The sequence below is a fragment of the Acidiferrobacter sp. genome, assembly GCF_054609335.1.
Genome location: NZ_JBTRWP010000050.1, coordinates 1 through 19,395 on the forward strand (window position 1 = coordinate 1; position 19,395 = coordinate 19,395).

General features: G+C 63.7%; 23 protein-coding genes. 15 read left to right on the top strand and 8 right to left on the bottom strand.

Annotated elements, in window-relative coordinates:
* Together ACYCTF_RS11680 and ACYCTF_RS11685 are read left to right on the top strand one after the other, a co-directional pair.
* The coding region (locus tag ACYCTF_RS11680; RefSeq protein WP_461284930.1) for an LLM class flavin-dependent oxidoreductase at positions 1–968 on the top strand (968 nt) is incomplete at its 5' end.
* A complete protein-coding gene (locus ACYCTF_RS11685) occupies positions 956–1,906 on the top strand; it encodes an NAD-dependent epimerase/dehydratase family protein (RefSeq protein WP_461284931.1) in 951 nt (316 codons plus the stop codon). The genes ACYCTF_RS11680 and ACYCTF_RS11685, both read left to right, overlap by 13 nt.
* Before the next feature lie 21 nt (positions 1,907–1,927).
* Here ACYCTF_RS11685 and ACYCTF_RS11690 read toward each other — a convergent pair whose 3' ends face one another.
* The 3 genes from ACYCTF_RS11690 to ACYCTF_RS11700 are packed head-to-tail and all read right to left on the bottom strand — an operon-like array spanning position 1,928 to position 3,908.
* Positions 1,928–2,737, bottom strand: a complete 810-nt coding sequence (locus ACYCTF_RS11690; RefSeq protein ID WP_461282582.1) for an ABC transporter permease — start codon at positions 2,735–2,737, stop codon at positions 1,928–1,930.
* Positions 2,734–3,474 (bottom strand): ABC transporter ATP-binding protein, encoded by a 741-nt coding sequence (locus ACYCTF_RS11695; protein WP_461282583.1) that lies wholly within the window; start codon positions 3,472–3,474, stop codon positions 2,734–2,736. The genes ACYCTF_RS11690 and ACYCTF_RS11695 overlap by 4 nt, the downstream gene beginning before the upstream one ends.
* The gene (locus ACYCTF_RS11700) at positions 3,471–3,908 is read right to left on the bottom strand and encodes a hypothetical protein (protein ID WP_461284932.1); all 438 of its coding nucleotides are present in this window, start codon (positions 3,906–3,908) and stop codon (positions 3,471–3,473) included. The genes ACYCTF_RS11695 and ACYCTF_RS11700 overlap by 4 nt, the downstream gene beginning before the upstream one ends.
* Before the next feature lie 85 nt (positions 3,909–3,993).
* Here ACYCTF_RS11700 and ACYCTF_RS11705 point away from each other — a divergent pair, with 85 nt between their 5' ends.
* From ACYCTF_RS11705 to ptsP, 12 genes are all read left to right on the top strand, one after another.
* Positions 3,994–4,995: a KpsF/GutQ family sugar-phosphate isomerase gene (locus tag ACYCTF_RS11705; RefSeq protein WP_461284933.1), complete on the top strand. Its 1,002-nt coding sequence runs from the start codon at positions 3,994–3,996 to the stop codon at positions 4,993–4,995.
* Entirely contained in the window at positions 4,992–5,573 is a 582-nt protein-coding gene (gene kdsC / locus ACYCTF_RS11710) for a 3-deoxy-manno-octulosonate-8-phosphatase KdsC (protein WP_461282586.1), read from the top strand. The genes ACYCTF_RS11705 and kdsC overlap by 4 nt, the downstream gene beginning before the upstream one ends.
* Positions 5,558–5,992, top strand: coding sequence for an LPS export ABC transporter periplasmic protein LptC (gene lptC, locus ACYCTF_RS11715; protein WP_461282587.1), 435 nt, complete (start codon positions 5,558–5,560; stop codon positions 5,990–5,992). Before kdsC ends, lptC begins: the two co-directional genes overlap by 16 nt.
* Positions 5,989–6,492, top strand: coding sequence for a lipopolysaccharide transport periplasmic protein LptA (gene lptA / locus ACYCTF_RS11720; protein ID WP_461282588.1), 504 nt, complete (start codon positions 5,989–5,991; stop codon positions 6,490–6,492). Before lptC ends, lptA begins: the two co-directional genes overlap by 4 nt.
* Positions 6,489–7,214, top strand: coding sequence for an LPS export ABC transporter ATP-binding protein (gene lptB, locus ACYCTF_RS11725; RefSeq protein ID WP_461282589.1), 726 nt, complete (start codon positions 6,489–6,491; stop codon positions 7,212–7,214). Before lptA ends, lptB begins: the two co-directional genes overlap by 4 nt.
* Before the next feature lie 52 nt (positions 7,215–7,266).
* Positions 7,267–8,706, top strand: a complete 1,440-nt coding sequence (locus ACYCTF_RS11730; RefSeq protein ID WP_461282590.1) for an RNA polymerase factor sigma-54 — start codon at positions 7,267–7,269, stop codon at positions 8,704–8,706.
* 22 nt (positions 8,707–8,728) lie between these two features.
* On the top strand, positions 8,729–9,028 hold the full coding sequence (gene hpf / locus ACYCTF_RS11735; RefSeq protein ID WP_461282591.1) for a ribosome hibernation-promoting factor, HPF/YfiA family: 300 nt from the start codon (positions 8,729–8,731) through the stop codon (positions 9,026–9,028).
* A gap of 152 nt (positions 9,029–9,180) precedes the next feature.
* Entirely contained in the window at positions 9,181–10,128 is a 948-nt protein-coding gene (gene hprK / locus ACYCTF_RS11740; RefSeq protein ID WP_461282592.1) for an HPr(Ser) kinase/phosphatase, read from the top strand.
* Positions 10,125–11,000, top strand: coding sequence for an RNase adapter RapZ (rapZ, locus tag ACYCTF_RS11745; RefSeq protein WP_461282593.1), 876 nt, complete (start codon positions 10,125–10,127; stop codon positions 10,998–11,000). The genes hprK and rapZ overlap by 4 nt, the downstream gene beginning before the upstream one ends.
* A 101-nt stretch (positions 11,001–11,101) precedes the next feature.
* Positions 11,102–11,524: a PTS sugar transporter subunit IIA gene (locus tag ACYCTF_RS11750; protein WP_461282594.1), complete on the top strand. Its 423-nt coding sequence runs from the start codon at positions 11,102–11,104 to the stop codon at positions 11,522–11,524.
* On the top strand, positions 11,511–11,780 hold the full coding sequence (locus tag ACYCTF_RS11755; protein WP_461282595.1) for an HPr family phosphocarrier protein: 270 nt from the start codon (positions 11,511–11,513) through the stop codon (positions 11,778–11,780). The genes ACYCTF_RS11750 and ACYCTF_RS11755 overlap by 14 nt, the downstream gene beginning before the upstream one ends.
* A complete protein-coding gene (gene ptsP / locus ACYCTF_RS11760) occupies positions 11,780–13,531 on the top strand; it encodes a phosphoenolpyruvate--protein phosphotransferase (protein ID WP_461282596.1) in 1,752 nt (583 codons plus the stop codon). Before ACYCTF_RS11755 ends, ptsP begins: the two co-directional genes overlap by 1 nt.
* Positions 13,532–13,826: 295 nt before the next feature.
* On the opposite strand, the gene ACYCTF_RS11765 is transcribed toward ptsP, so the two are convergent.
* Both ACYCTF_RS11765 and ACYCTF_RS11770 read right to left on the bottom strand, forming a co-directional pair.
* Positions 13,827–14,234, bottom strand: coding sequence for a hypothetical protein (locus ACYCTF_RS11765; RefSeq protein WP_461282597.1), 408 nt, complete (start codon positions 14,232–14,234; stop codon positions 13,827–13,829).
* Positions 14,235–14,369: 135 nt separating this feature from the next.
* Positions 14,370–15,761: a dihydrolipoyl dehydrogenase family protein gene (locus tag ACYCTF_RS11770; RefSeq protein WP_461282598.1), complete on the bottom strand. Its 1,392-nt coding sequence runs from the start codon at positions 15,759–15,761 to the stop codon at positions 14,370–14,372.
* Between the two features lie 59 nt (positions 15,762–15,820).
* Between ACYCTF_RS11770 and ACYCTF_RS11775 the strand changes: the two genes are divergently transcribed.
* Positions 15,821–16,285, top strand: a complete 465-nt coding sequence (locus ACYCTF_RS11775; RefSeq protein WP_461282599.1) for a hypothetical protein — start codon at positions 15,821–15,823, stop codon at positions 16,283–16,285.
* 58 nt (positions 16,286–16,343) lie between these two features.
* Here the strand turns inward: ACYCTF_RS11775 and pmbA are convergent, their stop codons facing one another.
* From pmbA to ACYCTF_RS11790, 3 genes are all read right to left on the bottom strand, one after another.
* Positions 16,344–17,690 (bottom strand): metalloprotease PmbA, encoded by a 1,347-nt coding sequence (pmbA, locus tag ACYCTF_RS11780; protein WP_461282600.1) that lies wholly within the window; start codon positions 17,688–17,690, stop codon positions 16,344–16,346.
* Positions 17,690–19,153 (bottom strand): metalloprotease TldD, encoded by a 1,464-nt coding sequence (tldD, locus tag ACYCTF_RS11785; protein WP_461282601.1) that lies wholly within the window; start codon positions 19,151–19,153, stop codon positions 17,690–17,692. Before tldD ends, pmbA begins: the two co-directional genes overlap by 1 nt.
* Positions 19,153–19,395: nitrilase-related carbon-nitrogen hydrolase (locus ACYCTF_RS11790; RefSeq protein ID WP_461284934.1), on the bottom strand; the 243-nt coding region annotated here is incomplete at its 5' end. The genes tldD and ACYCTF_RS11790, both read right to left, overlap by 1 nt.

Sequence of the window (19,395 nt, forward strand, 5' to 3'; positions counted from 1 at the left end):
GGACCGTATGGCTCACCGAGCATCACTTCATGCCCCAGTACGGACATAGCTCGGCGCCCGATCTCTTCCTGGCCGCCGCCTCACAGAGAACGCAGCGCATCCGTTTAGGCCATGGCATCGTGCCGCTACCCTACCACCACCCCCTGCATGTGGCTGAACGCGCAGCGACCCTCGACATTCTTTGTGGGGGACGGCTCGAGCTTGGGGTCGGCCGCGGCTTCTCGCCCAAGGAATATGAGACCTTTGGCATACGCACCGAAGACAGCCGTGGGCTCGTGGACGAAGGCCTGGAGATTCTGATCAAAGCGCTCACCGATCCCGGACCGATCGATTTCGCAGGGCAACATTTTCGGTTCGCCGATATCGCCGTGCGTCCGCGTCCGATCCAGACACCCCACCCGCCGCTGTGGATGGCGGCGGTGAGCCCGGAGAGCTTCGAGCTTGCCGCCCGCCTGGGCCTCGGGGTGCTCGCCGGCCCCTTCAAACCCTGGTTCATGGTCAAGGAAGACATCCGCCGTTACCGTGCCGCTTACGCCAAACACCACGGCCCGCATCCCCTACGACTGCCGCGCGTCGGAATGACGCTTGGGATCTTTTGTCTTGCCGACGGCCGGCAAGCCCGCGCCATTGCTCGCACCAATATCACCTGGTTTTATCGTGAGCTCTTGCGGCTCACCGCCCCGCTCTTGTCACGACTGCAGGATGGTTATGAGTATTATCGAAGGTTCGGGGCGCTCGCGCCCTTATTGAAGGGCGGCGTCAACCTCCCCATCCTGGAGCGGCTTGGCATGGTGGTGGCGGGCGACCCGGAACACTGCCGTAAGCGCCTGCGCGCTTACGCAGACGCCGGGGTCGATCACCTGCTCTGCGCGGTGGGCGCGGGAGCAAGCGCGACCGAGCAAAACCGCCAAGCCCTCACCCTTTTAAACGAGGAGGTCCTGCCGGCCTTCCCATCGTGCGCGTCCTGATCACAGGCGCGGCCGGCTGTCTCGGGCGTGTCCTCACCCTTAAGCTCCTCGCTGACGCACGCGTGAGCGCAGTGATCGCCCACGATCGCAAGCCTTTACGCCTCGGTCACCCCAAGCTTCGGGCCCTCGTCGGCGATATCCGTGATCCGGCGGTGGGTCACGCCGCGCGCGAAGTCGATGCCGTAGTCCATATGGCCTTCGTTGTCATCGAAAGCGCGCTTGGCCGCGAGCGCCGCAATCGCACCCTGGCCCGGGCCATCAACCTGGGTGGGACCCAGGCCTTGCTCGATGCCCTGGATCCTAAGACGCGCTTGGTCCATCTTTCGAGCGCCTCGGTCTACGGGACGAGCCGCGACCCCCTCACCGAAGCGGCCGAGATGAAGCCCCTGCCGGGCTTTCGGTATGCCGAGGACAAGGTGCTTGCCGAAGAACTCGTCATGGCGGCCGAGAGGGACGGACTCTCCGCCCTGCGGTTACGCCCCCACATCATCCTCGGGGCCCACGCTCAGCCCTTCCTACGGGGGGCCTTGCGCCTGCCCATCTACCCGCGCCTGCCACCGCCGGCCCCGCCCCTGCAGGTCGTCCATGAACAGGATGTCGCAGCAGCGATCGTGGCGGCACTCTTCTGCGAGGCCACCGGGGCCATCCATCTGGCCTGCGAAGACCAGATGTCCTTCGAGGCCATGCAACGCCATCTGCACCGCTACGCCTTGGCGGTCAGTCCCCAAGTTGCGCAGACGGCCGCGCGGTTCGCGTTCCGTTACCTCGGTATCGGCCCGGATCCTTCGTGGAGCGCCGGACTCGCCTGCCCCCTGGTACTCGACAGTGCGCGCGCACGCACAGTGCTCGGCTGGCGTCCGCGCTTCCCGAGGATTGCGGATGTCTTGAACGACACGTTCAGACGCACGGAGAGGACGCCCGGCCCGCCGGAAAGATAAGCTGGGAAGACCAGGGTCTCGCTATTCGCCGAGATTCAAAAGCCGCCCATGGACGCGGGCATCGCGGAAGGTGCGCAGGAAGATCCCGAGACCCAAAGCCAGATAGACGGCGTTGAGCGCCGCCGCCTCCCAGAGTGAGCGGACCAAGACCACATGATGGAAGAGGAATCCGCGCATCGCCTCGAAGACGTAGCTTGCAGGCAAGGCATGGGCCACGATCTGCAGGGGGCGCGGAAGGACCGAGATCGGGTAATAGATGCCGCTCAAAGGCGCGATCGCGAAGATCGCGGCCCACGCCAGATTCTCGGCCCCGAGGCCATAGCGCAGCACGAGGCCCGCGACCACAAGCCCGATCGCCCAACCCATGACAATGAGATTCATAAAGAGCGCGACCAGCACAAAGCCCATCTGCCAGATCGGAAAGTGGTAGAACCAATAGGCGAAGAGTGCCGCCATGCCGCTGCCGATAAGGGTGCGCAAGAGACTGATAATGAAAAGTGCGCCCGCGAGCTCGTGGGCCCGCAGGGGGCTTGCGAACAGGTGGCCCAGGTTGCGCGAGTAGAGCTCCTCGAAGAACACGACCGAGACCCCGAGCTGGCCGCGAAACATGACATCCCATAAGAGCGCTGCGGCCAGAAGCACGCCCGAGGCCTGCGCCAGATAGCTGCTATGGCGCACCAGATATTCACTCAGAAAGCCCCAGAGAATGATCTGCATGGTCGGCCAATAGGCAAGCTCGATGATCCGAGGCCACGACCCCTTCAGGAGATAGACGTAGCGCTCGATCATGGCCCCCATGCGCCTCAGACTTCCACTGCGCGTCTCCGTCATAGTCGCGACCGCCCGCGTGCCATATCCAAGAACACCTCCTCGAGAGTGTCACGACCGTACTTGCCGATCAGATCCGCCGGCGCCCCCCGATCGAAGATCCGACCGTGACGCAGCATGATCACCTCGTCGCAGAGCCGCTCCACCTCCAGCATATTATGCGAGGCCAGCACCACCCCGGCACCGCTCGTCTGCTGGTAATCGCGCAGATACGTCCGCAGCCGGTCCGCGGTATCCGGGTCGAGCGAGGCCGTGGGCTCGTCCAGGAGCAGGAGTTGCGGGCGATTGATGAGGGCCTTGGCGAAGGACGCACGGGTCTTTTGTCCCGCCGAAAGCCGGCCGTAAGGGCGGTCCAGCAGACCTTCCAGATCCAGGTCGCGGGCGAGCTCGCGAATACGGGACGCCGCCTTGCGTACGCCATAGAGGCCGGCATAGACCCGCAGATTCTGGTGGACGGTCAGGCGATGCGGCAGGTCCACGTAGGGTGAGGAGAAATTGATCCGGGGCAAGACGCGATAGCGGTGACGCAGGAGATCCTCGCCCAAGACCCGGATCGAGCCCGTAGTCGGCAAAAGCAGCCCCATCAGTATCGCAAGCGTGGTCGTCTTGCCGGCGCCATTGCCCCCCAAAAGCCCGAGCACCCGGCCGCAGTCGAGATCAAAACTCAAAGACGCGACGGCGGTGACGGTCCCGTAGCGCTTGCTCAAATCCGTCACCGCGATGGCGGTGGACTCGCTCAATGGTCGACGCCCAGGGCTTGGGCCAAGGCGCGCAGACGCAGGCCCGCGCCCGTATCCGCCTTGCACGCGGCGGCTACCGCGGCATGGTAACCGGCCAGGAACTCTGGCAGAGCGCGTGCGAGGATGGGTTTCCTAAGGCGCGAGACGCGGGCGAGCTCCCAGTGGGCGGCAAGACCACGATGCGGGTCGGCGCTACACACCCGCGCCGCCCACACCCGCGTCCCCGCCTCCTCCTCGTGGGCGCGCACGGCGAGACAAAAGGCCTCGCGCCCGGCTCCGATGCCGACGAACGGACCCCGGTACTCGACCTCGAGGGCCGGTGCAATCTGGGCCAAGATGCGGTCAAGTCGCGCCAAGGCGTCATCCAGGGCCTTGTCCGGCCGTCGGTCGGGACCCTGGGCGTGATCCCGCAACACCACAAGAAATGCTTCCACAACACCCCCACGATTAAGCGGGCCATTATAGTCTTTTTGCGGGATCGTGGGCGTGGGGCCGCCATTTTTCGCTATAATGCGCGCAATGACCCGTCATCGCCCCTTACGCCCCGACCCGGCACCCGACGCCCTGATCACACTCGGCCGGCGGGTCCTCGCCCTCGAAGCCGAGACCCTGTCAGTCCTCGCTCAGGGGCTCGACCAATCCTTCGCGGAGGCCTGCCGGCTCCTGTTTTCCTGTCGCGGCCGCGTGGTTGTAGTCGGAATGGGCAAATCGGGGCACATCGGTGGCAAGATCGCGGCCACCCTCGCCAGCACCGGCACGCCGGCCTTCTTCGTGCACCCGGGCGAGGCGAGTCACGGCGACCTTGGCATGATCACCCCCGAGGATGTGGTGCTCGCCATCTCCCACTCCGGAGAGACCGCCGAAATCCTCACAATATTACCCATCATAAAGCGCATGGGCGTCCGGCTTCTGGCGTTGACCGGCGCCCCTGGTTCGAGTCTCGCGCGCCAGGCCGATGTCCATCTCCTGGTGGCGGTGGCCAAAGAGGCCTGCCCGCTCGACCTCGCGCCGACTGCGAGCACGACCGCGGCACTTGCCATGGGCGACGCGCTCGCCATCGCCCTCTATGAGACGCACGGCTTTACCCCGGAAGACTTCGCGCGATCCCATCCGGGAGGGCGTCTCGGGCGGCGCCTGCTCGTGTACATAGCCGACATCATGCATACTGGCGAACGGATACCGCAGGTCTCGGCAAGCGCCTCCTTGCAGGAGGCCCTCCTGGAAATGAGCGGTAAAGGGCTTGGCATGACCGCCGTGGTCGATGCCGACAAGCGGCTTTGCGGCATCTTCACAGACGGCGATCTGCGCCGCGCCTTGAATCGCGGCGTCGACGTCTATAAAGCGCGGATCGACGAGGTCATGACGCGCAACCCGAAAACCGCCCAGGCCGATCACTTGGCGGCGGAGCTTGTTCCGACGATGCGCGCGCACAACATCAGCGGGCTTTTCGTCGTGGACGGCGACCATAGGATCGTGGGGGCGCTCAATATGCACGACCTTTTGCAGGCGGGCGTTGTATGAAGGACGCCACCACAGACGGGGGTGGCCGTGCCGCGGAGGTCATCGCGCGGGCGAAGGCCGTCCGTCTGCTCCTGCTCGATGTCGACGGCGTACTCACCGACGGGCGACTTTTCCTGAGCGATTCCGGCGAGGAATTCAAGGCCTTCCACAGCCGCGACGGACACGGCATCAAGATGCTGATCGCAAGCGGGGTACGCGTGGGCTTGGTCACGGGCCGCACCTCGCGCGTCGTCCAGCGCCGCGCGGACGATCTCGGTATCACACTCCTGATCCAAGGGTGTCATGACAAACGCGCGGCAGTGAACGGCCTGCTGGCCGACGAGGCGCTGGCGGCGGCCGAGGCCGCATTCATGGGGGATGACGTCATCGATCTGCCGGCCATGGAAGCCGTGGGTCTTGCGATCGCCGTGGCCGACGCCCACCCGCTTGTGCGCTCCCACGCGCACTGGGTCACGGAGCAGAAAGGGGGGTGCGGGGCGGTGCGTGAGCTCTGCGAACTCATCATGCGCGCCCACGGGACGCTGGATGCACAACTGGGGCGTGCCTATCAGGGCGAGTGTTCATGGGCCGGTGGCTGAGCCGCTTCCTGGTGCTGGCCGGGCTCTTACTCTTCTCCGGCCTCTTCTGGTGGCTTCCGGAGGCCCTCGTGCGACCGGCCCTGAACTTGACCAACATTGCCCCCGCGCGCCCCGACTACTACATCAACCATGCCGAGCTCACCGCCATGAATCGTCATGGCCGCCCGCGCTTCATCCTGACGGCGGAACGGCTGGTGCATTTCTCCCGCGGCAAACGCACCCTGCTCATAGAGCCGCGTCTTACGCAATTTGGCAAACACACGGTGACCACCACCATCGCCCGCAAGGGCTACGTGTCGCCACATGGCCACATCTTGATCATGCGCGGCGGCGTGCGCGTCTTCCGTGGGGCCACAAAGGGGATGGGGGCGGCCGACGTGCGCACGCACACCCTCACAGTCCACCTCACGCGCTCATGAAGACCTCCCTCGCAGCCCTGTTCGCGATGGGCGCCCTTTGCGCCACAGCCGATGCGCATGTCCGCCAACTCGCGCAGCCCGTGAGCGTGCGCGCCGACAGCATCCAGGTCGATGAGCGCACCGGGCTTAGCACCTACCGCGGGCATGTGCGTATTGTACAAAACGGCATCACGGTTCGCGCCGATGTGGTCCGTGTGCGTTCGGTGCGCGGCAAGCTCTTCTGGATACACGCGCACGGGGCGCCCTTGCACATGGAGGACCAGAAGACACACGGGCTTCCGCTTTTTGGCACCGCGCGCACCATGGATTTCGAGGCCGCCTCGGACGAGGTCACGTTGACGGGTGCTGTGGTCTTTCGGCAGGGCGTCAACGTCCTGCACGGCCATATCGTGCATTACTACGTGCGGTCGCAACGCATAACGGCGGTGCGCGGTCGCCAAAGGGTACGGGCGCGCATCGTCCCTCACACGCACAAACCCTCATCGGGGCCGAAGCCGTGAGTGCGCTCGTGGCGACCCATCTGTCCAAGACCTACAAGGGCCGGCAGGTCGTCAAGGACGTGAGCCTCGCCGTGAACGCGGGCGAGGTCGTGGGCCTGCTCGGACCCAACGGCGCCGGAAAGACCACCTGCTTCTATATGATGATCGGGCTCGTCCGCAAAGATCAGGGGCGGATACTCCTGGACGACACTGATATCGGAGACGCGCCCATGCACAAGCGCGCCAAGCTGGGCGTGGGCTATCTCCCGCAAGAGGCCTCGGTGTTCCGCAAGCTCACGGTCGAGGACAACATCCTCGCCATACTCGAGACCGTGGACGGCCTGGACGACGCCTCCCGCAAGGCCCGACTGGAGGAACTGCTCCAGGACCTGCACATCGCAGATCGGCGCAAGACCCTCGGTATGAGCCTGTCGGGTGGCGAACGACGGCGCGTCGAGATCGCCCGGGCGCTCGCCACCAAACCGCGCTTCATGCTGCTCGATGAACCCTTCGCCGGCGTCGACCCGATCTCGGTCATCGACATCCAGGCCCACATATCCCACCTACGGGAACTCGGTATCGGGGTTCTTATTACCGACCATAATGTGCGCGAGACGCTCAAAATCTGCGATCGCGCCTATATTATCAATGACGGCCACGTCCTGGCCTCCGGGGACCCGGCTTCGGTCCTTGCCAACTCGGATGTCAGACGCGTCTATCTCGGCGAGAGCTTCGTCCTCTAGGTCGCTGTTCTGGAATTGGCAGGAATGGACTAAACTAGATTCCAGGCACCCTATGAAGCAGACACTCGACCTAAGAATTGGGCAACACCTCACGATAACGCCCCAGCTGCAGCAGGCGATCCGTCTGCTGCAGCTGTCGTCGATAGAGCTGGAGCAGGAAATACGCGAAATCCTCGAGAAGAACCCCCTCCTCGAGGAAAGCGAGCATGCCGATGGCGAGGAGGCGACTGCAGCCGAAGAGCCCGCTGAGGCCTCCCCGGACGGGCCCGCGGACCCAGCCGATGGGGAGGGTGAAGGGGATCCGGCCGAGCTCGACTGGGAGGGCGGTCTCGAGATTGGCACCTCGAGCGCAGGAAGCGGCGACGAAGACGGCGACACGAACTTCGAGGCGCGTAACAGCCACCCGACCAGCCTCCGAGATCACCTCCTCTGGCAGCTCCAAATGACGCCGTTTACGGATCGCGACCGGCTGATCGCGATCGCTATCATCGATGCCGTGGACGACGACGGATATTTCGTGGGTGACGTAGAGGATATCCTCGCAACCCTCCCTGATCTCGAGATCAGCGGAGACGAGGTGGAAGCGGTCTTGCACCACGTCCAAAACTTCGACCCGGTCGGGGTCGCGGCCCGCAATCTTGGGGAGTGTCTGGACCTCCAGCTGCGCCGCCTGGACCCGGCCACACCCTATCGGGACGCCGCGCGGATACTCACCGACCCGACCCATCTAAAGCTCCTTGGGCAACGCGACTTCAAGGAGATCAAGCGCCTCACACGGTTCGACTCAGAGACGCTGGCGCAGGCCATGGCCCTGCTCAAGGGCATGAATCCGCGGCCCGGATCGCTGGTGTCGACCTCACCCAGCACTTATGTCGTGCCTGAGATCCTGGTGAAAAAACGACGGGGCAGCTGGCGCGCGGACTTGAATGTCGCGGCCATGCCAAGATTGCGCATCAACAGTCAGTACGAGCGCCTGATCCAACGCGGCCGGGGGTCGGCGCAAGATCGTTTTCTGCACGACCACCTCCAGGAGGCACGCTGGTTCCTGAAAAGCCTGCAAAGCCGCAACGAGACCCTCCTCAAGGTGGCGCGCGTGATCGTCGACCGCCAGCGCGGATTCTTCGACCACGGGCCGGAGGCCATGCGGCCCTTGGTCTTGCACGACGTGGCAGGCGAGGTCGGGATGCATGAATCCACGGTCTCGCGGGTCACCACCAATAAGTACATGATGACGCCACGCGGTATTTTCGAGCTCAAGTACTTCTTCTCGAGCCACGTAGGCACGGCGGATGGCGGGACCTGCTCGGCGACCGCCATCCGATCCCTCATTCGCAAGATCGTGGAGACCGAACCGCCGGACAGACCGATCAGCGACAGCAAGATCGCCGATATGCTTTTGGAGCAAGGCATCAATATCGCAAGGAGAACGATCGCCAAATACCGGGAGTCGCTCAACATCCCCCCGTCCAGTCAACGCAAATCGCTTGTCTAAGCCAAACATAAAGGGGAATCCTATGGATATCACGGTCAGCGGACAGCAAATTGAGATCACCGCCCCGTTACGCGATTATGCCCTCGAAAAGGTGGGGCGCATCCAACGGCACTTCGACCACGCCATCGCTGCGGATGTCGTCTTACATGTAGAGAAAAAGCGCTACAGCGCGGAGGCCAACATCCGGGCCAAAGGCGCCATCATCCACGCCGATGCCGTCGGCGCGGACATGTACGCCGCCATCGACCTGCTCACGGACAAGTTGGACCGACAAGTGCTCCGCCATAAAGAGAAGGTGATGGACCAGCACAGGCCTGGATAGGTGCGCCGGACGTCCGGGTCCGGCCGCTGGCGCCTCGCTCGCAGAAGCGCGGGGTTATATACTGAAAGGATAAGGGGCCGACGCGGGCCTTCGCGACCATGGGCCGCTTAAGGCCTTGCGCCGGGCGAATAGCGGACGGACGAGTGGGTGCCATGAGTACCATACTGACTGCCCAAGACGTATACGACGCGCAGCGCGAGACGCTGAAGCTTGCGTGGGAATCCGGCAAGGCGGGGGCAAACCGCCTACTGGAGCTCGCCACTGCCCGATTTCCGGGCATGGCGCTCGTGGGACACCTGAATTTCGTCCACCCCAACCGCGTGCAGGTGATCGGCGTGAACGAAACCGCCTACCTCTACGAGCACATCACGCCCGAGGCACGCAAACTCGCCTTGGGCGAACTGTTCAGTTCGCCTTCGTCGGCCATCGTCATCGTGGCGAACGGCCAGACGATTCCCAAGGAAATGCATGAGGCCGCGGACGCCATGTCCATGCCGCTCTTTAGCTCAGCGCTACCGAGCCCACGCGTCATCCACGACCTCCAGTTCTACCTGGCGCGCGCGCTCGCCGAACGCGAGATCCTCCATGGCGTATTCATGGAGGTCATGGGGCTCGGCGTGTTCCTCACCGGCGAAAGCGGTATCGGAAAAAGCGAACTCGCGCTCGAGCTTCTAAGCCGCGGCCACCGACTGATCGCCGATGACGCCTGTGAATTCTTTCGGATCGGCCCCGATGCCCTCCAGGGGCGCTGCCCGGACATGCTGTGCGATTTTCTGGAGGTCCGCGGGCTTGGCATCTTGAACATCCGCGCCATGTTCGGCGAGACCGCCGTGCGTCATGAAAAGACCCTGCACCTCATCGTGCGACTCAAAGACTACGCCACCCATGCCCAATCGGAGATCGATAGGCTGCAAGCGGAGCAAAAGACCCGATCCATATTGGGCATAGAGGTCGCTGAGGTGGCGCTCTTCGTGGCCCCAGGACGTAACCTCGCGGTGCTCGTGGAGGTCGCAACCCGCGGTCATATCCTGCGACGCCGAGGCATCAATGCCCTCGAGGACTTCATGCGCCGACAAAGCCTGGCTATGAAATCTCCATGAGCTTCATCATCATAAGCGGCCTGTCAGGCTCCGGAAAGAGTATCGCGCTCCAGGCCCTGGAAGACGTCGGCTTCTACTGCATCGACAACCTTCCGGCGGCGCTCTTGCCGCATTTCGCACAACAAATGAATACCATGCGGGCGGAATTTTCCGACATCGCAATCGGCATCGACGCCCGTAACCGCCTTTTCCTTGACGCCGCCCCCATGAATCTGGAGAAGCTCCGCGCGCTCGGCGTCGATTACCGAATCATCTTTCTGGAGGCCGAAGAGGCGGTGCTCATGAAGCGGTTCAAGGAGACGCGTCGCAGGCATCCCTTGACCGACAACAAGACCCCACTCCTCGAAAGCATACGGCTTGAGAAGGCCCTGCTCGAACCGCTGTCATCGTCCTGTACCCGACGCATCGATACCACGCACACAAGCGCGCAGCAGCTGCGCCAGCTGGTCTACGAATTCGCGCGCGGCGCGAGCACCCAAGGCATTACGCTGCTCTTCGAGTCCTTCGGCTTCAAGCACGGCACACCGCTCGATGCCGATTACGTCTTCGACGTCCGCTGTCTCCCCAACCCGTATTGGGAACAGGGCCTGCGCGGACTCACCGGCCGCGACCCGGCGGTGGCGGCCTTCCTCGAGCATCACTCGGAGGTCGCGGCAATGCAGGAACATATCGGCGACTTCCTTGCGCGGTGGCTACCAGGCTTCGAGCGGGAAAACCGCAGCTATCTGACGGTGGCGATCGGCTGCACGGGGGGCCAGCATCGCTCGGTGTATCTGGCCGAAAGGCTCGCCGCCCATTTTCGCAAACAAGGCGTCAATACCCAGATTCGACACCGGGAACTGACCGAGGGCCTGTCGGCGGCGGCATCTTGAGTGCGGCGGGCCTCGAGGTTCATAGCCGGCCCTTCGGCGCGACCGCATAGGGCGAGGACGGACAGGGGTGTACAGAACAGGAACGGAGGGCATTGGGTTTCATGATAGGATTGCTAGTATTGGCGCAAAAGGATGTCGCCTTCGGCCTCCTCGAGGCAGTGGATCACGTCCTGGGCCAGCGGCCGCCCGCGTTGGCGACCTTTCCCGTACATTACGAAACGCCGCCGGATGAGCTCGGGGTCGCGCTCGCCAAGGCGATCCGGACCATCGACCAAGGCGACGGCGTCCTGATTCTGGCGGATATCTATGGGGCCACCCACATCAATGTGGCGTGCCGACTGCTCGCGCGCCATAGGGTGGAGCTCGTGACCGGACTCAACCTCCCGATGCTGATCCGGGTATTGAACTATCGCGATCTCCCGCTCGACGAGCTCATAGTTAAAGCCTTGAGCGGCGGCATGGAAGGGATCGTCTGTGCAACGGAATTTTGCCTCTTGGATAACGCCAGACATGAAGTGCGTTGAAGTCATCGTCATCAACAAGCTCGGCATGCACGCCCGAGCATCGGCAAAGCTCGTAAGCCTCGCATCCTCCTTCGCGTCAACCATTACCGTGACCCGCGATGGTCGCAGCGTAAACGCGAAGAGCATCATGGGCATCATGATGCTGGCGGCCGGCCAAGGCTCCACGCTCAAGATCTGCGCTGAAGGTCCCGACGAGGCCGAGGCAGGCGTGGCGCTTAGCCGATTGATCGAACATAGGTTTGGGGAAGAGTCCTGATGCTCGCGCTTCACGGAAAGGGCGTAAGTAATGGGATTGCGATAGGCCGCGCCTACGTTTTGAAGCGCGAGCGCCTGAAGATCCCGGAATATGTGGTGCCTGTTCCATTCGTGGAAGACGAAGTGAGCCGCTTCCTGGCGGCGGTTGAAAGCACGCGCCGGGAGTTAGCCGATATCCGCAGCCATATCCCACCCGATGCGCCCGTCGAGGCGGCAAGCTTCCTGGACACCCACCTGCTCATCCTGAACGACACCATGGTGTCGGAAGCGCCGATCAAGGATATCCGCGCCAACCAGTGGAACGCCGAATTCGCACTGAAGACCCAGAGCGATCGCCTCGTTGCGGTATTCGAGGCGATGGAAGACCCCTATCTTCGCAACAAGAAGACAGACGTCGCCCAAGTGGTGGAGCGGGTACTGCGTAACCTCCTGAACCCGGACGAGCGCGAGGACGAACCGATCCCCGACGATCTCAATGGACGGGTCGTGGTCGCCAACGACCTCGCCCCCGCGGACGCCGTGGCCTTGAAAAACAAAGGCATTGCCGCCTTCATAACGAACCTCGGCGGACCGATCTCGCATACGGCCATCCTCTCGCGCAGCCTCGGGATACCGGCCATCGTCGCCGTCCACGGCGCCACACGATTTATCGACAACGACGAGGAGCTCATAGTCGACGGCAAGCGCGGCATCCTTTTCGTCGCGCCTGACAGAGCGGTCATCACCGAATACGAGAAGCGCGCCCACAAGATCGAGCGCCTGCAGCGCGAACTCGAGGCCTTGCGCACGAGCGAGGCGGTGAGCCGCGACGGCGTCGCAGTGCAGCTCTTAGCAAATATCGAACTGCCCGAGGACATGGCGGGCGTCCACCAGGCGCTTGCAAGCGGCATCGGCCTCTATCGCACCGAGTTCCTGTTCATGAATCGCAAGATGCCGCCCGACGAGGAGGAGCAGTTCGCGGCCTACGTCAAAGTGATACTGGAACTCCCGGGCCGACCCGTAACGATCCGCACGCTCGACCTGGGAGCGGACAAACGCGCCGACATCGATCTACCGACTGCAAGCGCCAACCCCGCGCTTGGGCTGCGCGCGGTGCGCCTCTGCCTCCAGGAAGTGGCGCTCTTCAAGGTGCAGCTGCGCGCCATCCTACGCGCGTCGGCATTCGGGTCGGTGCGCCTCATGGTCCCCATGCTCTCGAATCTCGATGAGATCGCGCGCGTGGTCGAGCTCGTACGCGAGGTCCAGGAGGAGCTGCGCCGCAACGGCATCGACTTCGACCCCGACATGCCCATAGGCGGCATGATCGAAGTGCCGGCTGCGGCGGTGGCCGCTGATCTGTTCGCGGCCCATCTCGACTTCCTGTCGATCGGTACCAACGACCTGATCCAATACACGCTTGCGATCGACCGCGTGGACGACACCGTAAACTATCTGTATGACCCACTACACCCATCGGTGTTGAGGCTCATCACCATGACGATAGATGCGGCCGTTACGCAAGGGATACCGGTGGCGATGTGTGGGGAAATGGCGGGTGATGCGCGCTACACGCGCCTACTGCTCGGCCTTGGGCTACGGGAGTTCAGCATGCATCCGTCCGCAATCCTTGAGATCAAGAAGATCGTGCGCGAAAGTTCGGTGGCGGACCTCAAGCGTGGCGCGGTGCAGGTCATGGCCGCGCGCGACTTCCGGTCCCTCCAGACCCTCGTCGATCGCATGAACGGCGACGGTGACTCCACCGCCGCAGATTGATCCGAAGAAGCGGCAGGTGGCGTGGGCACAGTCCCCGCTCGCCCGACCGAAGGCGCGTCCCCCGGCCCTCAAAAACCCTCAGGCAGCGTATTTTTGCCATCGACGAACAACAACCGGCGCTCAAGCGCGGCGTCGCGGAAACGCCGCGCCCAGGCGTATTCGGGCGAGGCCTACCATCGGCGTATCGGCTCCGGGGATTCGAACTCGACGATCACGAACGCCGACAGGGCGGGGTCCTCCGCTGATCACCCGAGGCGCGCCTGCGCTCGCTCAAGCGCGCCGAACCGCAATGACCTTATCGCCGCAAGGTTCTCGAAGGCCGAAAGGGTCCAACCGGCGTCGCGGGAGGTGTCGCCGCCCGGGGAACTGAGGCATCGCCCTCGGCCACCGCACATATGAGGCCCTTACGGTAGCGCGAGCGGGTGGCACTGAAGCCCTCGGAACGCCGGGGTACGAAGGTCTTTTTCAGAAGCGCGGCGGCGCTGATCTTGCGCAGCCGAAACGGTCGCCAGAAAGGGGGTGTACGGCCTGATTCCGAATGGCCGCGCACCTGGTAGCAATCCACGATAATCTCACCGCTCGCGTCCTCGTATACGGCATGCGGCTCGACCACGCGCACTTGCGTCTGATCGCGATACCGCAATGCACAACACCGCCGAAAGCGAACAGCCTCCTTGAGAATACTCAAGACGTCCTCCGCCATACCTCCTCCTGTCGCCTTAGACCACCGTCACTTCCGTCCTTCCGCCAGTAATGCACCGCCACTATGGTCTAAAATCCGCTAAGCCGCAACAATCTCGGGGAAAACGGGCATCCTGCAAGGTGGGGTTCCCGGGCCTCAAGAGGCGCCGAAGACATGATCCTGAAGGCCCCACTTGGCCGCCAAGGTTTCCACGGCGTTCTGAAACTCCTCGGCGCGCGAGGGATGATTGAAACGCGCTGAACCGATGCGCCGCAGCGCACCCTCCGCGGAGCCGGTCGTAAGCATATGGATAAGTTCGCCGGCCTCCGCACCCAGGACCTCGCCCCCAAGCAATGTGCCGGAATCCCCATCGGCGATGAGCCGCACATAGCCTTCCGCATCGTCTTGCCCGAGCGCACGCGGCGAGGTCTCGAAGGCAGCGAACCCGACTGCGGGCTCCAAGCCCCGATCCTCGGCCTGTTCTTCCGTAAGCCCCACGCGCGCAAGTTCGATGGCGCTATAGACAGCCTCGGGCACACCCGTAAGATCCCGCGTACGGCTGCCGGGACGCACAATGTTGCCGACGGCCACGGAGGCCTCATAGAGCGCGCGGTTAGCAGTCATGGGGCCTGCTACGCAGTCGCCGATGGCGTAAATGGCCGGGGACGCCGCGCGCATTTGTTCATCTACCACGATATATCCTTGCGCATCCCGCTCAAGGCCCGCGCGCTCAAGGGCCAGCCCCTCTGTGACGGGGCGGCGCCCGGTCGCAAAGAGCGCCCAATCGGCGGCCAGCGTCTCGCCCGCTGTCGTCACGAGCCTGACCCCGCCATTGTCGACTTCGATTGCCTCCAGACCCGCGCGCACCGGGACAAGCCCCCGGTCGGCGAGGGCGGTGCGTAAAAGCTTCATGGCCGGGGCACTGAAGTCCGTGCGCGCGAACGGATCCTTGCGCGCAAGCCAGAGCACTTCACGCCCGAAGGCCCGCAGGATATAGGCGAATTCCAGCGCGATCACGCCACCGCCAATGACTGCGACGCGCGCCCCTGCCGGCACCGGCTCGTCGAATAGGAGGTCGCTATGAAGGATGCGCCCGGATACCGCATCGATGCCCGCCGGCAGGCGGGGCGCCGAGCCTGTGGCGATGATTACTGCACGCGGGGTGATGGTCTGGGCGCCAGGCTCTACGACGACCGCACTCACGCCCTCGAAACGGGCGTGTCCCGCGATCGCCACCACGCCCAGACGCTTCAGGTAGGCCCGATAGCTGTCGCGGACCGCTGTGACCACCTCGTGCTGATGGCGCCACGCCTGCGCGAGATCGCCCTGAATGTCGCCTCGGATGCCCCGATCGGCGAAGTGGCGTCCCTGGTCGAGCAGGCGCGCGCTATGGTGCCAGTCCTTTTTCGGGACGCAACCCCGGTTCAGACAGCAACCGCCCCATATCGCCTTTTCGACGATGACGGTTTTGAGCCCACGCAAGGCGGCAAGCACCGCGGCCCGATATCCGCCGGGACCCGAGCCGATGACCAGGACGTCGCATTCCATATGTCTCCCCCTTTGGGCGCGCCGCACTTGTGCACTCACCGTGCGCTTGGCATGATTCTATGATGAAGGTTTTTATGCGCGCGATCGCGACCCGCCGCGATCACCGACGCCTGGACTGGTTTTTCGGCCGCTACCGCGGTCGCACGCTCATAATCCACCAGGGGCTCACGGTCGACTGGCTGGAGGAGCTCCTGAAGCTTGGGGGCGGGGGCCGCCATTTTCGTTTTGATGCGCGCACGCCCCTCGACGCAAAGAACGCCGTGTCGTGGGTTGTCCATCGCTACATCGTACCTCTCGAGCTCCCGCTGCCGGTCTTGTGTGACGTGGGGTGCGACACCATCACGGTCCGCCACCTCCTCACCCGAGGACGGCTCGGCCATCCGGCGGATATCGCCTGGATACTCGATGATATGCGCGACAAATCCCGTGTTCATGCCACCCTAACCCGGGAGGCCCACAGGCTTGCGACGCGCCCAGGTCTCCCCACCGCCGACAACGCCTACGAGGTCGACTTCGGCGACTGATGATGCGCGGCGCTTGTCACCGGTGCGGCCGGGCGGTACTCCCTCCGTTCCGCGCGCCTTAAGCGCCAGCCACGGTCATGCGCTCGATGAGCCACGAACCTGTGCAGACGTTGTGGCGATAGTCGACGTCGCGCCCGACTGCCACAAGGCCCTTGTACATATCCCGCAGGTTCGAAGCGATCGTGATCTCCTCCACCGGGTAGGCCAGTTCGCCACCCTCCACCCAAAAACCGGCCGCGCCGCGCGAGTAGTCGCCCGTAACATGGTTGATCCCAAACCCGATGAGTTCGGTCACGAACAGACCGGTCCCCATTTGACGCAGCAGGCCCGCAAGATCTTCGCTGCCGGGTGCGACCATGAGGTTGTGGACACCGCCTGCGTTGCCGGTCGTGACCAAACCGAGCTTGCGCGCGGAATAACTGTCGAGGCAATAGCGGCGCAGTACACCGTCCTCAATGAGATCGCGCGTGCGCGTCTCAACCCCTTCGGCATCAAAAGGCGCGCTGCCCATACCCTTCTTGCGGTGCGGCTCTTCATAAAGGTGCGTCCAGGCCGGAAACAAGGCCGTATCGACGCTGTCGATAAGGAAGGATGAGCGTCGATAGAGGCTCGGGCCGCTGATCGCAGAAACCAGATGCGATACCAAGCTACGCGCCACCTGCGCCTCGTAGAGGACCGGCACTTGGCAGGTCTTGATCTGGCGGGCGCCGAGGCGCCGCGCCGTACGAAGGGCGGCCCTGCGCCCAATTTCCTCGACGTCCGGCAGGTCACGGGCGTCGCGCGCCGAGGCGTAATCATAATCGCGCTGCATGCCGCCCTGGCCGTCCTCGCCCAAGACCGCGCAACTGAACCCATGGCGACTTGCGCGGACGGTCCCGAGAAAGCCATGACTCGTCGCATAGACGTCGATCCCATCATGCGTCGTGACGCTTGCGCCCTCCGAATTGCCGATGCGCGCGTCGGTGGCAAACGCCGCCTCCTCACAACGTCGAGCCCTATCGATCGCCTCCTCCATCGCAAGTTCCCAGGGATGGTAGAGATCGAGGTCGGGGATCGCGCGCGCGAGATGGGCGGGATCGGCAAGCCCGTTATAAGGATCGGCCGCGGTATGGCGAGCGATCACGCAGGCGGCCATCACCGCCTCCGACAAGGCCTGGCTCCGAAAATCCGAGGTGCTGGCCGAGCCGCTACGGTCTCCGAAATAGACCGTGACCGCAAGGCTCTTGTCCCGATGGTGCTCGACGGTCTCGACCTCACCCTTGCGCACGGTCACAGAAAGCCCGCGCCCGAATCCGGCATTCACCTCAGCGGCGCTTGCCCCCTGACGTCGAGCGAGATCCAAGGCCTGAGTGGCGAGATCCTCGAGCGAGGATGTTTCCTGATCCTTTGCAATGATGGCGCCCATCACTCCTCCGTTCCGCCGACTGTCATGCCGTCGATACGTAAAGTCGGCTGACCTACGCCCACCGGCACACTTTGTCCGTCCTTGCCGCAGGTCCCGACACCCGTATCGAGGGCCAGATCATTGCCGACCATGGCTACCCGCTTTAGTACATCCGGACCATTACCGATGATGGTCGCGCCACGCACCGGGCGCCCGATACGGCCGTTCTCTATGAGATAGGCCTCGCTTGCCGAGAATACGAACTTGCCCGATGTGATGTCGACTTGGCCGCCACCGAAATTGACCGCATACAGTCCCTTCTTGACCGATGCCAGGATCTCCTCAGGCGGCGTCTCGCCAGCCAGCATGTAGGTATTGGTCATGCGTGGCATGGGGAGGTGCGCATAGGACTCACGGCGCCCGTTACCGGTGGGCGCCATGCCCATGAGCCGGGCATTCATCCTATCCAAGATATAACCGCGCAGCACGCCGCGCTCGATGAGAACCGTATTCTGGGTCGGCGTCCCTTCATCATCGACATTCAGAGAACCCCGGCGCCCGGCCAGCGTGCCGTCGTCGACCACGGTACAGGCATCGGCCGCGATCTTCTCGCCCAACAGCCCCGCAAAGGCTGACGTCCCCTTGCGGTTGAAGTCACCCTCCAATCCGTGGCCTATGGCCTCATGCAAGAGGATGCCGGGCCACCCGGGCCCCAGGACCACCTGCATGGTCCCGGCCGGCGCGGGTGCGGCCTCCAGGTTCACGAGCGCCTGACGCACCGCCTCCCGCGCATAGAACAGGGCGCGGTCCTCGGTCAGAAAATACCCGTAATCCGTACGCCCACCACCCCCTGAGCTGCCCGTTTCGCGACGGCCGTTTTGCTCAACGATGACGGTCACATTGAGGCGCACGAGCGGTCGCACATCGGCGGCCATGACGCCATCGCTGCGCATGACGAATATGGTCTCCTGGGAGCCACCAAGGCTTGCCATCACCTGCTTTACGCGCGGGTCGAGTCTGCGCGCCTCCTGCTCAACTCGCTCGAGCAAGGCCACTTTGGCCGCGTCTTCAAGGCTTAAGAGCGGGTCGGCAGGCTCGTACAGCGACAATGCGCTTCCATTGTGCGCGGCAAGCGCTGCCGTCTGCTTGCGGCCGCCATGGGCGATCGCCCGCGCCGCGCTTGCGGCGTCCAGGAGGGCCGGCAACACGATCTCGTCGGAATAGGCAAAGCCGGTCTTTTCGCCCGCGATGGCGCGCACCCCCACGCCCTGCTCTATGTGGCGACTCCCCGATTTGACCTGGCCCTCTTCCAAAGACCAGGACTCCTGACGGCTATACTGAAAATACAAGTCCGCGTAATCGATCTGATGGCCCAGCATGCGGCCCATGACTTGGTCCAGCTCGTTTACGCCTATGCCCGCGGGCACAAGCAAGGACTCACGCGCACGTTCCAAGTTCCTGGTATGTAACGTTTCTGTCGTCATCAAAGTCTCCGATGCATGACGCTAGGAAGGCGGCGACGGACATCCGCTACCGATTCGCGATCGAACTGCGCTGTCACAACCCCGCGGCCCGATGCCTGCAAAGCAAGGACCCTACCCCAGGCATCGACGATCATGCTGTGCCCGTAGGTGGTCCGACCATTGTCATGCCGGCCACCCTGCGCCGCCGCGACAACATAACAACTATTTTCTATGGCCCGCGCGCGCACCAGGATCTGCCAGTG